17 protein-coding genes are annotated in these 12708 nt (G+C 66.9%); 13 read left to right on the top strand and 4 right to left on the bottom strand.

All coding sequences use genetic code 11. The features are described from left to right. The 7 genes from ACFYPS_RS33440 to ACFYPS_RS33410 form a co-directional block, all read left to right on the top strand. Nucleotides 1-248 (top strand): hypothetical protein (locus ACFYPS_RS33440; protein WP_387330012.1); only part of this gene is annotated, 248 nt, incomplete at its 5' end. 206 nt (nucleotides 249-454) lie between these two features. Beyond that, nucleotides 455-1111, top strand: a complete 657-nt coding sequence (locus ACFYPS_RS33435; RefSeq protein WP_387330009.1) for a TetR/AcrR family transcriptional regulator — start codon at nucleotides 455-457, stop codon at nucleotides 1109-1111. Nucleotides 1112-2105: 994 nt separating this feature from the next. Next, nucleotides 2106-2702, top strand: coding sequence for a sulfite oxidase-like oxidoreductase (locus ACFYPS_RS33430; protein WP_354968219.1), 597 nt, complete (start codon nucleotides 2106-2108; stop codon nucleotides 2700-2702). Then, nucleotides 2672-3412: an FAD-binding oxidoreductase gene (locus ACFYPS_RS33425; protein ID WP_387330006.1), complete on the top strand. Its 741-nt coding sequence runs from the start codon at nucleotides 2672-2674 to the stop codon at nucleotides 3410-3412. Before ACFYPS_RS33430 ends, ACFYPS_RS33425 begins: the two co-directional genes overlap by 31 nt. Before the next feature lie 2 nt (nucleotides 3413-3414). Next, nucleotides 3415-3708 (top strand): DUF6510 family protein, encoded by a 294-nt coding sequence (locus ACFYPS_RS33420; RefSeq protein ID WP_387330003.1) that lies wholly within the window; start codon nucleotides 3415-3417, stop codon nucleotides 3706-3708. Nucleotides 3709-3862: 154 nt separating this feature from the next. Then, nucleotides 3863-4273: a GNAT family N-acetyltransferase gene (locus ACFYPS_RS33415; protein WP_354968180.1), complete on the top strand. Its 411-nt coding sequence runs from the start codon at nucleotides 3863-3865 to the stop codon at nucleotides 4271-4273. Nucleotides 4274-4358: 85 nt separating this feature from the next. Continuing rightward, nucleotides 4359-4526, top strand: coding sequence for a hypothetical protein (locus tag ACFYPS_RS33410; protein WP_354968181.1), 168 nt, complete (start codon nucleotides 4359-4361; stop codon nucleotides 4524-4526). 215 nt (nucleotides 4527-4741) lie between these two features. On the opposite strand, the gene ACFYPS_RS33405 is transcribed toward ACFYPS_RS33410, so the two are convergent. Then, on the bottom strand, nucleotides 4742-5659 hold the full coding sequence (locus tag ACFYPS_RS33405) for an NADP-dependent oxidoreductase (protein ID WP_354968182.1): 918 nt from the start codon (nucleotides 5657-5659) through the stop codon (nucleotides 4742-4744). Between the two features lie 218 nt (nucleotides 5660-5877). Next, entirely contained in the window at nucleotides 5878-6099 is a 222-nt protein-coding gene (locus ACFYPS_RS33400; protein WP_354968183.1) for an SDR family oxidoreductase, read from the bottom strand. Nucleotides 6100-6525: 426 nt separating this feature from the next. On the opposite strand from ACFYPS_RS33400, the gene msrB reads away from it, so the two are divergent. The 5 genes from msrB (at nucleotide 6526) to ACFYPS_RS33375 (ending at nucleotide 9945) form a co-directional block, all read left to right on the top strand. Further along, nucleotides 6526-7005 carry a peptide-methionine (R)-S-oxide reductase MsrB gene (msrB, locus tag ACFYPS_RS33395; protein WP_387330021.1) on the top strand — a complete coding sequence of 160 codons (480 nt, stop codon included), beginning with the start codon at nucleotides 6526-6528 and terminating at the stop codon, nucleotides 7003-7005. A 9-nt stretch (nucleotides 7006-7014) separates the two neighbouring features. Beyond that, nucleotides 7015-7521 (top strand): peptide-methionine (S)-S-oxide reductase MsrA, encoded by a 507-nt coding sequence (gene msrA / locus ACFYPS_RS33390; protein WP_354968184.1) that lies wholly within the window; start codon nucleotides 7015-7017, stop codon nucleotides 7519-7521. 471 nt (nucleotides 7522-7992) lie between these two features. Then, nucleotides 7993-8421 carry a carboxymuconolactone decarboxylase family protein gene (locus tag ACFYPS_RS33385; protein ID WP_387329998.1) on the top strand — a complete coding sequence of 143 codons (429 nt, stop codon included), beginning with the start codon at nucleotides 7993-7995 and terminating at the stop codon, nucleotides 8419-8421. Between the two features lie 14 nt (nucleotides 8422-8435). Beyond that, entirely contained in the window at nucleotides 8436-8753 is a 318-nt protein-coding gene (locus ACFYPS_RS33380; RefSeq protein WP_387330018.1) for a methylated-DNA--[protein]-cysteine S-methyltransferase, read from the top strand. Between the two features lie 286 nt (nucleotides 8754-9039). Further along, nucleotides 9040-9945, top strand: coding sequence for a ferritin-like domain-containing protein (locus ACFYPS_RS33375; RefSeq protein ID WP_354968186.1), 906 nt, complete (start codon nucleotides 9040-9042; stop codon nucleotides 9943-9945). Nucleotides 9946-9986: 41 nt separating this feature from the next. On the opposite strand, the gene ACFYPS_RS33370 is transcribed toward ACFYPS_RS33375, so the two are convergent. Continuing rightward, complete coding sequence (locus tag ACFYPS_RS33370; protein ID WP_387329995.1) at nucleotides 9987-10589, bottom strand: TetR/AcrR family transcriptional regulator; 603 nt, start codon at nucleotides 10587-10589, stop codon at nucleotides 9987-9989. A gap of 475 nt (nucleotides 10590-11064) precedes the next feature. Here ACFYPS_RS33370 and ACFYPS_RS33365 point away from each other — a divergent pair, with 475 nt between their 5' ends. After that, nucleotides 11065-12003, top strand: a complete 939-nt coding sequence (locus ACFYPS_RS33365; protein ID WP_387329992.1) for a cyclase family protein — start codon at nucleotides 11065-11067, stop codon at nucleotides 12001-12003. Between the two features lie 240 nt (nucleotides 12004-12243). Here the strand turns inward: ACFYPS_RS33365 and ACFYPS_RS33360 are convergent, their stop codons facing one another. Then, complete coding sequence (locus tag ACFYPS_RS33360; protein WP_354968189.1) at nucleotides 12244-12678, bottom strand: nuclear transport factor 2 family protein; 435 nt, start codon at nucleotides 12676-12678, stop codon at nucleotides 12244-12246. Between the last annotated feature and the right edge of the window lie 30 nt (nucleotides 12679-12708).

Below are 12708 nucleotides of genomic sequence, written 5' to 3'. Positions count from 1 at the left end.
TCGATGGCTCCACGCCCACATCCAGCGCTGTCCGCTATGGACGCAATGCCCGTGTCATCCGCAACCCGCTGCACGGCCTTGTTGAGATCACCTCACTGGTTTTCCCCGTTGATTCCCTCTTGTTGCTTCATGGCCGCAGCCAAGTTCAGCTGCGGGTGATGCGCATGATGTGCAGACGCAGTCAACGAGCGTTGACACACGCTGACCTCCGGCGCGCCGCTCACGACGCACCGCCGAGCAACTCCTGAGCAACAGCTTGCCGCAATGAGGACCAGACAGTCCAGGGAAGAATTCGCCCTGTTGATGCTCTCGCGGACATAGCACCCGTTCAACCGAGCAGGCGGTGCGTACGTTCGTCCTTCACCATCACGTCAATGCGACATAACGCTGGATGGACTCCAAGGTCCCATCCTCCATAGATTCTCTGGCGCGCGGCGCTAGATACACTTGACCGATGGGCGACGAGCAGGTGGCTGCGCCGACGAAGCAGCGGAGGATCAGTCAACGGGGCATCGCGACTCGAGAGCGGATCCTCGAGGCGGCGAACCGGCTGATGTTCGTGCGCGGAGTGAACGCGACGACCCTTGACGACGTCCGCGAGGCAAGCCAGACGAGCAAGTCTCAGCTTTACCACCACTTCGCCGACAAGCAGGAGCTCGTGCGCGCGTTGGTCAAATATCGAGGCGCGCTTGTGCTTCAGCGCGAGCGGGCAGGGCTCGAACGACTGAGATCGTTCTCAGGGCTGGTCCGGTGGCGTAACGCGCTGGTCCAGGCCAACTCGCTGAACAACGGCAAATACGGGTGTGGCCTCGGGTCGATGGCTGTCGAGCTGTCCGATCAAGATGAGCAGGCTCGATCGATGCTGTCGGAGACGTTTGCGGCATGGGGAAAGCTGATCAGTGATGGTCTGCACCGGATGCGGGACAGCGGTGTACTGCGCCAGGACGCCGACCCGGAGAAGTTGGCCACGGGGTTGATGGCAGCTTTGCAAGGCGGCTACTTGCTGGCGAACGCCGCGCACAACGTTGAACCCATGGAAGTTGCTCTGGACATGGCGCTGGAACACATCAAGTCGTTCCTCTTGGAACCGTCCGGCGAACCGACCCGTTAATTGAGCCCTTTTCAGCGGAGCCCCCGATCGACCGGTTCGCGACCAGGAGCCCTGCTCCTCCGGCAAGCACACGTGGCACGGCGTGAGCGTGCCAGTTCATCGCGGACGCGGCGGGTCGGCTGATCTGGGCATCGACGCGGCCGAGGAGAGTGCCCTGAGCCAGGAGTCGACCGACCTCACAGGAGAAAGCACCGAGCCGATCGTGATTCGACGTATGGCTCGAATCTCGTCCAGTCATCTGTACCGGCCGTCGTAGCGGACTCGGCTCCGGGTATCCGTGAAGCTGACGCCCACCCGCACTTCGTCCTCGACGATCCACCGAACCGTGTACGTCGCCCGGTACGTCGGCGGCCAGAATGAAGCGAAGGTCCCGTCACCCGTAACAGACCACTCGCCAGCTGACGGTGTGCCCCTGTCGACGTAGGTCGTCCGACCACCCGCCGTGAATGATTGAGTTGCACCGTCTGGGAACACAAGCCGTGCAGCGGTCAGGGCGGCGATCATGTCCACCGCAGCGACCGGCTGGCCATCGACAACGTTCCCACCGGAGGGAACAGGGTCCATCGAACTCTCCTGACATCGGGCACGACACCGGCCGCCGCCATCTCGCAGCGCTACGACATGTCCAACGACCAACTCGGAACAGTCTCTAGCCGCACTCTATGGACGCCATCGTCCATTATACTCTCGCTGCAGAGGCACCCATCAGATGACGGTGCACCGCCACGACCACCAGGCGCGCTGCTGCTTGCCCCGAATCACCGATGGCCAGGGAAGTTTGCCGACCGGCGCCATGGCAGCATACTCTGGACGAGATGGTCCAGTTCATATTCCGTGGATTGCGGGCGTTTACGCCCCCACCGCGGAGTTTCTCATCACCGGGGCATTCGCTGACGATGACGATATGGGCGGGTACCACATCGACATCCACCGGCCGAGTGGAAGCACGGGTGGCAGCGGGCTCGCGGCCGCCCGGCCACATGGGGAGGGGCGCATGGCATTGATCACACGCGGCTTCGGGGGCCGCAGACGCGACGACACCGACCTCCCGCCCGGCCAGTACCGCACGGATGACTTCCCGGTGCTGTCGGCGGGACCGACACCGCGCATCGGCCTCGACCGGTGGGAGCTCGCCGTCATCACCGAGACCGGCGAGCGGAGCACGTGGTCATGGGCGGAGTTCACCGCCCTTCCTGCCGAAGAACCGACCGTGGACATCCATTGCGTCACGCACTGGTCGAAGTTCGGCACGCGCTGGCGAGGCGTGTCGGTGGACACGTTGCTGGCCGACGTCGAGACGACGGCCGAGTACGTCGTCGCCCACTCCTACGGCGGCTACACCACGAACCTGCCGCTCGAGGACCTTCTCGACGGCCAGGCCTGGGTGGCGTACGAGTTCGACGGTGAGCCGCTGGTTCCGGTGCACGGCGGGCCAGCTCGTCTCCTCGTCCCTCACCTGTATTTCTGGAAGAGCGCGAAATGGCTGCGCGCTCTGGAACTGCGTCTCGACGACGAGCCCGGGTTCTGGGAGACGGCCGGCTACCACAACTACGGGGACCCATGGCGCGAGCAGCGATACCTGGCAGACTGACCTGGCAGCCGGCGACCGTCGCCGCCACCCGCGCGGAGACTGCGACGGCGCGGACCCTGGTCCTCGACGTCGACGGCTGGACAGGTCACGTGCCGGGCCAGCACGTCGACGTCCGGTTGACGGCTCCCGACGGCTACACGGCATACCGCAGCTACTCGATCTCGTCCGCCCCGGGGCCCGACCGCCTCGAGGTGACCGTCCAGGCGGTGACCGACGGTGAGGTCTCGCCGTACCTCGCCGACGTCGCAGAGCCGGGTGACCAGCTCGAGATCCGTGGGCCGCTCGGCGGCTGGTTCGTACGCCGACCCGCCGATCCGCGGCCGGCGTTGCTGATCGGCGGCGGATCCGGCGTGGCGCCGCTGATGTCGATGGTGCGTGCGGCGACGAATCCCACCAGGCTGCTCTACTCGACGCGATCCCCGCTCGATGCGCTGTTCGCCGCGGATCTTGCAACTGCACGAGCCGCAGGCGATAGGCGCGTCGCAGTCACGTACGTCTATACCAGGGTCGCGCCCCCCGGCTGGCCGGCCCCACCCCGACGACTGGACGCGGACGCCCTCGCCCGCGTCGCCTGGCCCCGCGATGCCGACGCTGTGGCGTTCGTCTGCGGGCCCACCGGATTCGTTGAGACCGTTGCCGACCTCCTCGTCGAGATCGGCCACGATCCGGCGGACATCCGCACTGAACGTTTCGGACCCACCGGAGGATGACCATGTCGACCACCAACGTCGGAGCCGACGACGCACCCTGGGTGGACGGTAACGCCCTCGCCGGACCGCTCGGCGAGATCATGGGGACCGACCTCACCGTTGCCGAGCTCACCTGCGCCGGGTGCCGGACGCCCCGTCCGCTGGCCGCGATGCGCGTGTTCGACCGAGCGCCCGGCCTCGTCGCCCGATGTCCGGTCTGCGAGGACGTCGTCATGCGCGTGGTGCGCACGGCCGGCCGTGTCCTGGTCGACCTGCGTGGGTCGCTCGTCCTCAGCCTCCCGGTGCCGACTGCCTGAGCGCTAAGAATCCGCTCTATCGTGACGCATCCGGACGATGCCAACGTCTCCGACGTCGGTTAGCAATAGTCCGAGGCGGGATGCTCCTGCCACTTCATCCGAGCTGACTGGGCACTCCCAGGTCGCTGACCACACGCGAGATTCAGGAGACAACATGGCGGGCAACGCCGAGGACATGATCGCGTTGACCAGTACCGAGGAAGATCTGGGTGGCTCGAACCTGTCGGGAGCCACCGCGCCCGACGCGGAAGACCTCGTCATCACCGACAACAGTGAGCTCGGCATCTACGAGGCCGCGTTAGGGGGCCGGACAGCCGCTGGGCTCGTCTACAGCAAGGTCGGGAGCCGCGTCATACTGTTGGCGACATCCGTGCTCCCCGAGTTCCGGGGGAAGGGAGTAGCCGCCAGGCTCATCGGCGGCGTCCTCGACGAGCTGCGCATGCAAGGAAAGACCGCCACCGTCACGTGTCCGTTCGCGGCAGCATTCGTCAATGCTCGTCCGGAATATGCCGACGTTCTAGACCCGGCATCCCCGCGATCGCACACACCCGGGCATGGGCATTGAACACGCGTCGTCGCGTCTGAACGCGCGCCGACCGCTGAGAAGGTTCAGGCGTCCCCAACGGCGGGGTACATCGCGTGAAGGCTCGGTGGGCGCCGGCGGCGAGTACCGCGATGCGCTCGGCAAGCTCGTCGACGTCACGCTGGAGCAGCGCCAGTTGGCCAGGGCGGGCAAGGACTACGCGACGGCCGACGCGCTGCGGGACCGGCTGGCAAAGCCGCCAGCCGGGCCGCGGCCGCGCATTCGTGCACCGTAACGCCACCAACCGGGACTGTCTCTCGCCGAATGTGCTGGTGGTCTCCCGGCGGGCGCGGGCTGCGGACGCGTACGGGCACGTCCGCAGCCCAACCGGCGTGATCCCGGCGTTACGTTTCGAGGGTCAATCGCGGCCGGCCATGATTCGACGTCGGCGATAACGCCGGGTTGACGCTGATCCACAAGGAGGGCAGACCGCTCGCTGTCCCCGAGTCCTTACGGACGAACGCGGATGATCGTCTTCCCGGTGATCCGCTCGGTCGGATTGAAAGCGGCGACGGCATCGTCGAGGGTCGCGACCTTGCCGATGTTTGTCCGGAGTCGTCCGTCGCGCACCCGCCGGACGACCTCACCCAGTTGAGCGCGGTCGGGCTCGACGACGAAGTCGACCGCCAGGCCGTCGGCGGGCCGCGCCTCCGGCGGGCCGACGACGGACACCAGCGTTCCTCCGGCTCGAATCAGGCCTGCGGACCGCTTCCCGATGTCGCCGCCGATGACATCGAACACCAGATCGATTCCGCCGACGTCTTCGAGGACGTCGTTCTCGAGGTCGACGAACTCCTGCGCGCCGAAATCGAGCGCCGCTTGACGGTCGGCGGCGCGCCCGGTGCCGACGACGTGGGCGCCGGCCTCACGTGCGAGCTGCGTCACCATCGAACCGACTGCGCCGGCCGCTCCGTGCACGAGGACACTCTGCCCCGCCTGAAGGCGGCCGTGCTCGAACAGTCCCTGCCACGCGGTCAGGCCCGAGATCGGCAGGCTCGCGCCCACCGTGAAGTCGACGTCGCCGGGCAGCGGCGCGAGGTTACGCGCCTCGACGGCCACATACTCCGCCAGGGTGCCGTCGCGAGTCCAGTCCGTGAGGCCGAACACCCGCTGACCCACCGACAGTCCCGTCGTGCCATAGCCGAGAGCGGTGACCACTCCGGCCAGCTCGTGCCCAGGGATCGACGGCGTCCGGTCACGGCCGAGGCGGTCGGTCCAGGTCGAGGGCCACGCCAACTCAGTCGGGACGAATCCCGACGCATGAACCTGAACGACGACGTCGTTCAGCGCCGCGTCCGGCTCGGGCCGCTCCACCAGCGTCATCCCGGCCATTCCCGCGGCCTCGTCCGTCACTACAATCGCCTTCATCCGGCGCCTCCCTGTATCCAGTCCTCGTTTGCACGGGCACGAGGTGCACGTTTCGTTTCACCAGCATTAGCGGCGCCAGGCCTCGGTGTCTCACCACGTTGATCGGTAGCGGTTGTGGCGCGAGAGTGTCGAGGAACGAGCGCGATAGCGAAGTCGCCGGCAAGGCGGCGCCGGGGTCGAGGCCCCGCCGGCGCGATCCCGGCGTTACGTCTCGAGGGTCAGTTGCGGCCGGCCATGGTGCCGCCGTCGACCTCGACGATGGCGCCGGTCATCCAGCTCGACTTGTCCGACGGCAGGCATGACACCGCGTTCGCGATGTCATTCGGGCTGCCGGCCCCGACCTTTTCCTGGTCGCGGCCCGTGATCACGGCAATGCCGCCCCCGGCGACGACTCGGTGGGTCGTGGCGAGACCCATGCCGCTGCTGCCGCCGACGACCACGACCTTACGGCCCTCGAAACTTTCACTCACGACAGTTGGCCCCTTCCCCACCCGATCGCGATGTGTGTTGGCAGCACCCGGCGCCCCGAGAGTGGCGCGACGTCCGTAGAACTCGACGCCGGTAGGCACGTCGGACAGTTCGTCGCCAGCGGAGGCACCCAGTCGGACGCCCCGAACCTAGTCGCGGTAGAACTGGTCGGTCAAGTCCACTCTTGGGATCACGCCGGTGCTACTGGGGCGGCGACACCCCCCAGGCCACCCACCATAGCGACGCCACCCAGCCGGGCACTTCCGAAGAGTTTTCCCGGACTTGATGGTCCACGGAAGCCAAGGGCCGCGGGAATACAACCGGCCCGCAGGGTGTCTGTACAGGTGCGTTTCGCCTCGTTCCCCAGCTCCGCGCCGAAAGGCCGGGAAGGGAGAGCTGTGCCCCAGCAGACCCATTACCACAAGAACCCGGACGCCGTTTCGCGGCTTGACCCGGAGCAGTACCGCGTGACCCAGCAGGACGGCACCGAGCGCCCGTTCGCCAACGCCTACTGGGACAACCACGAGCCCGGCATCTACGTCGACGTCGTGTCCGGCGAGCCGCTGTTCGCATCGGTCGACAAGTACGACAGCAAGTCCGGCTGGCCGAGCTTCACGAAGCCGATCGCCAAGACGAACGTCGTCGAGAACGAAGACTCCAGCCACGGGATGATCCGGACTGAGGCCCGCTCGCTGCACGGCGACAGCCACCTCGGCCACGTCTTCAACGACGGTCCCCCCGACAAGGGTGGACTGCGCTACTGCATCAACTCCGCGTCGTTGCGGTTCATACACCTCGACGACCTGGCGAACGCAGGGTACGGCGAATACCGCACCCTGTTCACGAGTGACAGCAACACTGGCACCGACGACAAGTAGGGAGACGACGTGACCACTGAAAAGGTGATCCTCGCCGGCGGCTGCTTCTGGGGCATGGAGGAGCTCTTCCGCCACCAGCCCGGCGTCGTGTCCACGCGCGTCGGCTACAGCGGCGGCGACGTCCCGAACGCCACCTACCGCAACCACGGCACCCACGCGGAGTCCATCGAGGTCGTCTACGACACCGAGAAGACCGACTTCCGCGCGCTGCTCGAGTTCTTCTTCCAGATCCACGACCCCTCGACGAAGAACCGCCAGGGCAACGACATCGGCATCAGCTACCGCTCGGCGATCTTCTACATCAACGACGAGCAGAAGCGGGTCGCCGAGGACACGATCGCCGACGTCGACGCCTCGGGCCTGTGGCCCGGTAAGGTCGTTACCGAGGTCACCCCGGCAGGCGACTTCTGGGAAGCTGAGCCCGAGCACCAGAACTACCTGCAGACCTACCCCAACGGTTACACCTGCCACTTCCCCCGCCCAGGGTGGAAGCTCCCGAAGCGGGCGACGGCCTGACACCTCCGGCGCGCGGACCCCGGGTCCGCGCGCCGGACACGGGGCCGAGGTGGTCGGCCTGGACGAGGAGTCAGCCGGATGGGTGCAGGCTCTCTCCGGTGACGGCATGTCGGCATGCCCGTCACCTGCCTCACGGGCAGGGTGACCAGACTCCTCGACCGGATCGCCCGCTGACCGGGCCTCTGGATCACCGCCAGCGCGCTGCTGGCCCTGGCGGCCATGTGGTTCATCTCAGACGCCTACTTACACCGGACCCGGAATCGACACCGTCGCGATCGCCACGCTTGCGCACCTGAAAGACGCGGTACACGACCTACGCCCGCCTATCAAGGCTGCCGGGAATCCCGATACGGCTGTCCACCGACGTGGACGTCCCCACCACTGGTGTTGTCGTTGTGACCTACAGGAGGTCATCTCTTGGACACCAGGATCCAGAACGTCCGACTGAACGCCACGTCGAACGAGCAACTCATGGCTCTGGCAAACGCCGGGGCCGCGGCTTTCGGCCACACCGCCACGCTCCAGGTGGAACAGGCCCTGGCGCAGCTTCTGCGGTTACGCGTCGCACAGATCAACAATTGCAGCTACTGCCTTCTGGTGCACCACGCCGCTGCCCGCACCGCCGACATCCCGCCGTCCAAGGTCGAGACCCTCACCGCGTGGTGGGAGACGCACCTGTTCACTGAGCAGGAGCGAGCCGCGCTGGCCTACGCCGAGGCGTTGACCCGAGCCGCCGACGCCACCGTCAACAACCGGGTCCAGGAGGCACACGACAGGATGATCACGCACTTCACGGAGGACGAGATCCTGGAGATCGTGGCCGTTGTGATCAACATGAACATCTGGACGCGACTCAAGCTCGCCGAGGGTGCCATGCCCACGACGGCGCCTCCCGAGTGAGTTGATGCTCGGCCCTGTCATCGGAACAGGCTGGCAGCCGTCCTGTCGCGCGGATTCCGCCGCACCGTGCTGCACCATCTGACCACCGACATCGGTTACGGCCGCATCGCCAGCTATGGCTCGCTGGCCGCCGGCAATCCCAAGCCGTCCGCGCCGTCGGTACCGCCTGCGCCACCAACCCCATCCCGATCGTCGTTCCCTGCCATCGCGTCGTCCGGTCCGTCGGCACGATAGGGAGCTACCGCGGCGACCCCGTCGCCAAACGCGCCTGCTCGACCTTGAAAGTGCCGTATGACCAGCGCACACCCGCGGTCACCGGCACCCACGGTTAGGGGGCCGAAAAAGAGGACAGCAAGCCCGGCGGGCGAGCACCGCCGACGCGGAGCATCCGGACGCCGCGAACCCCGCAGCACCCGGCGCACCTTGGCGACTGCGCGGGCGGCGACCGGCGGACGGTCCACCGCGCGGAGCGTAGTCGAAGTTTGATTCATCCCGTACCGCCTTTCGGCAAACAAATCCTGAGGTTCGTCCGCGCAACTAGCGTGAGTGTCATCCCTTCCACTCAGGTCGGCCGGCGCGGACAGCCAGGGGACCTGGATGCATCAAAACGGAGGCAGCATGGACAACTGGTTCATCTCAGAGGCAGTGTCACGCAGTGCAGAATCCGAAACGGATCGGCGAAGGCTCGCGGCCTTGGTAGATCCGGGGGTGTGCAAAGCCGACCCGGCGGGTGGTGGCTCGCCGAGCGACGCGGCTATCCTCAACTTCGCCCTCAATCTCGAATATCTCGAAGCTGAGTTCTATCTCCGCGCGACGACGGGATCCGGGCTTCCTGACGACATGACTACCGGCGCCGGGGTGCGCGGCGAGGTGTCCGGCGGACGATCAGTGAACTTCAGCAGCAACTTCGTGCAGAGGTTCGCGAAGGAAATCGCCTCCGACGAGATGCAGCACGTGGCCTTCTTGCGAGCCGCGCTCGGCAATGCCGCTGTTGCTCGTCCCGCGATTTCGCTGGACGCGAGCTTCACTGCGGCGGCGACTGCCGCTGGTCTAATCAAGCAAGGCGAAAGCTTTGATCCGTACGCGAACGACCTTAACTTCCTCTTTGCGGCGTTCCTCTTCGAAGACGTCGGAGTTTCGGCCTTCAAGGGATCCGCGTCACTTTTGTCGAACAAAACGTACCTTGATGCGGCAGCCGGCCTGCTGGCCACCGAGGCATACCACGCGGGGATTGTCCGATCCGCGCTTTACAGCGCCGGACTCGCCGACGACACAGTATTTGACTCGGTACAAAAGATCTCCGACGCGCGTAACAGTCTTGATGGTCCGGCCGATGACGACCAGGGTGTCGGCACGGCGGCGGACCCGAATTTCATCCCCACGGATGAAAACGGGATGTGCTACGGCCGATCGGCCCAGTCCGTCTTGAACATCGTGTACTTGAGCCAGACCCCGGCGGATTCGGGTGGCTTCTACCCAGCCGGCATGAACGGCGAAGTCGCGGTGAGCGCCGGAACGGCCTGAGGGTTCAAGTCGCCCGAGCTGGCGGCGTGCCGATGTCGCCGTCATTCTGTCTGCCCGGTCGCGTAGGCGCCGTGGAGGAAGAGATCGACAAGTTGTCGGATGTCGATCTCGGGGTGCTGGTGCAGGTTTCGGCCTCTGCCGAAGAACAGGCCGAGGAATAGCTGGGTCAAGGTGTCGGCCGGAAGTCGTAGCCGCGGTTGCTCGGGTTCGAGCAGTTCGAGGATCGCCTGGCGCGTGGCGGCCTGTGCGGCGTAACGGTCTGTGGATCGCTGCGGCGGCCGGGCGGGGTTGGTGGTGCCGCGCCCGGGGCGGCGGTTGGGGTTGCCGGAGGCGTGCAGGGCGCCGATCACTGTGCCCATGCGGTCGAAGTGGGCGTCGAGTGCCTCTATGGCCTCGACGAGTCGGTCGGCAAGGGGTTGGTCCAGCGAGATGGAGTTCAGCTGTTGCAGGACGTGGGTGGGGTCCATGGCCGCCGCGACGCATGCTTCGAGCACGGCGTCCTTGTCGTCGAAGACGCGGAAGATGGTGGCTTCACCGATCCCGGCCGCGCGGGCGATCTGCGCAGTGGTCACGGCAGCCCCGCGCTCGGCCACCAAGGGCAGAGCGGCGTGGATGATTGTCTCGCGTCGTTGGTCGGGGGCCATGCCCGGCGCCCTGCGCCTATCAGGGGTAGCAGTCATACGGTCGACCATACGGAGTGAGTGCTCACTCCGTCCACCGGATTAGAGGACGGCGGCCGTCCGAAGCGAGGCGGCCGCGCCCTCGACGCCTCGTGAGCCTCCGCGTGAGGGCCGCACTCCGCTAGCCATCTGCGAGAACATCGCCCGGCTCCTCGGTGTCAGCCCCGGCACCCTCTACAACCACATCCCCGACCTGCGCGAACTATGGGCCGCCGGCCGGGCCCGCGGGGAGCCGACCGCATGATCCGCCGGCAGGGGTCTGTCCGCAGTCGTCAAAACCCGATGATCTATTGAAGGTTCAGCGGTTGCGGCCGAGTGTGGGTAGGCCCGCCGCTCACCGGGCCATGGCATGTCGAAGGAGAAGGCGGGATACCCTACCTGCTGCGCCTCGCACCGCATGACCGAAGGAGTCGATGCTGGGATGACGGCAGGGCGACCGATGCCCACGCAGGACGACGTGCTCGGGTACTTCCGCTCGCTGTCGAACTGGGGACGGTGGGGCGACGACGACGAGCTCGGCACTCTGAACCACATCACCGACGACGTCCGGCTGGCGGCGGCGCGGGCCGTGCGCCACGGCAGGAGCGTGTCGTGCGCATGGGAGGTTGCCGTACCGGAAGACATGGAGCGCTCGACGACGACGTGCCCCTGCGCCGCCGACATGCCGGGTGCCGAGAACATGCCGGTGCCCGGCTTCCACGCCGACCGGCGCTGGGGGTTTTCGTCCGAGCGGCTCGGCATCACGTTCCACGGCAACACCCTCACCCACGTCGACTCGCCGTGCCACATCTTCTGGGACGGCACGATGTACAACGGGCGGTCGCACTCGTTGGTCGACGCCGCAACGGGATCGGCCTGGGCCGCCGTCACGGCGGCGGCGAACGGGATCATCACGCGTGGTGTCCTGCTGGACATCGCGACGGTCCGCGACGTGCCGTGGTTGGAACCGGGGCAGGGTGTGTTTCCCGACGATCTCGAGGAGGCCGAGCGGCGCCAGGGTGTGCGGGTGCGACCCGGCGATGCGGTACTCCTGCGGACCGGCTATGGCCGCGGCCGGCACGAGGCCGGTGAGGCCAGCGGTTTCACGCAGGCCGGCTGGCACGCGTCCTGCCTGCCGTGGCTGCATGAACGGGAGGTCGCGCTGATCGGCGCCGACACCCCGCAGGACGTTCAGCCGTCGGGGTACGAAGACGTGTTGATGCCGGTTCACGCCGTGAGCCTCGTCGCGATGGGTCTGTGGATGCTCGACAACTGCGACCTGGAGGTGTGCGCGACGACGGCTGCCGAGCTCGGCCAGTGGGACTTCCACCTCGCAGTCGCGCCGGTCCGCTTCGCCGGTACGTCCGGCAGCCCGGTCAACCCGATCGCCACATTCTGACCGCGGTTCAGGCGGGCCGTGCGATGCCATGAAGGACCCGGCCGGCACCTGGAAGGCGGTCGTGATCGGGTGTGGAGACGCTCGCTGGTCGGGAACCAGGCGGCACGAGCGCCTCAAGGCGTGCGCTGCGCACGCCGCGGCCAGGTGCTGCCGCCACGATTCCTTCGCGGACGGCGAAGGCGAACGGCCGTTGGCCGCGAACTCCCGGGAGGCCCGGAAGTCCGTGGCCAGCAGTGTCTTCTAGAGGGCCCGGCCGAGGGCTTCGGTCAGTGCGACCGGGGTGACCACGAGGTGGTCGAAGCGCCAGCCGTCCTCGGTGCGGCGCGCCCCGTAGCGGTGGAATCCGGCCGCGATGGCCTCAGTCTTGTCGTCGACGACGAACACGGCGATGTCGTGGGCCCGCACCGTGGCGGTTTCGCCGTCGACCTCGATGACGAGGTTGGACTTGCTGTGCAGGGTGCGGGCGTACGTGTCGTGGCCCGAGCGCACGAGTTCGATGAGCGCCCCGATGCCGCGGGCCTCCCCCCGCGGGGACTTGACGACGACATCCTCGGTGAAGAGCCGGTCGGTCTCGCCGTAGCGACCCTCGTCGATCCACAAGCTGTGGCGGGCGACCAGGTCGGCAAGTTCGGCGCGGTCGGCGAGTGCGCGGATCAGGGTTTCGGTGCTGGTCATGATGCCTCCTCAGGTAGTTCGACTAGCGAA

Source organism: Micromonospora sp. NPDC005087 (genome assembly GCF_042872965.1).
Lineage (GTDB): Bacteria > Actinomycetota > Actinomycetes > Mycobacteriales > Micromonosporaceae > Micromonospora.
This window is presented reverse-complemented; position numbering and strand designations above follow the sequence as displayed.

What these genes read in the sequence shown, in the direction of transcription:
- ACFYPS_RS33425 (WP_387330006.1), top strand. Translation starts at nt 2,672, where the DNA reads ATGGCGCGAGCAGCGATACCTGGCAGACTGACCTGGCAGCCGGCGACC.
- ACFYPS_RS33365 (WP_387329992.1), top strand. Translation starts at nt 11,065, where the DNA reads ATGCCCACGCAGGACGACGTGCTCGGGTACTTCCGCTCGCTGTCGAAC.
- ACFYPS_RS33420 (WP_387330003.1), top strand. Translation starts at nt 3,415, where the DNA reads ATGTCGACCACCAACGTCGGAGCCGACGACGCACCCTGGGTGGACGGT.
- ACFYPS_RS33435 (WP_387330009.1), top strand. Translation starts at nt 455, where the DNA reads ATGGGCGACGAGCAGGTGGCTGCGCCGACGAAGCAGCGGAGGATCAGT.
- ACFYPS_RS33405 (WP_354968182.1), bottom strand. Translation starts at nt 5,659, where the DNA reads ATGAAGGCGATTGTAGTGACGGACGAGGCCGCGGGAATGGCCGGGATG.
- ACFYPS_RS33375 (WP_354968186.1), top strand. Translation starts at nt 9,040, where the DNA reads ATGGACAACTGGTTCATCTCAGAGGCAGTGTCACGCAGTGCAGAATCC.
- ACFYPS_RS33415 (WP_354968180.1), top strand. Translation starts at nt 3,863, where the DNA reads ATGGCGGGCAACGCCGAGGACATGATCGCGTTGACCAGTACCGAGGAA.
- ACFYPS_RS33385 (WP_387329998.1), top strand. Translation starts at nt 7,993, where the DNA reads ATGGCTCTGGCAAACGCCGGGGCCGCGGCTTTCGGCCACACCGCCACG.
- ACFYPS_RS33370 (WP_387329995.1), bottom strand. Translation starts at nt 10,589, where the DNA reads ATGGCCCCCGACCAACGACGCGAGACAATCATCCACGCCGCTCTGCCC.
- ACFYPS_RS33360 (WP_354968189.1), bottom strand. Translation starts at nt 12,678, where the DNA reads ATGACCAGCACCGAAACCCTGATCCGCGCACTCGCCGACCGCGCCGAA.
- ACFYPS_RS33430 (WP_354968219.1), top strand. Translation starts at nt 2,106, where the DNA reads ATGGCATTGATCACACGCGGCTTCGGGGGCCGCAGACGCGACGACACC.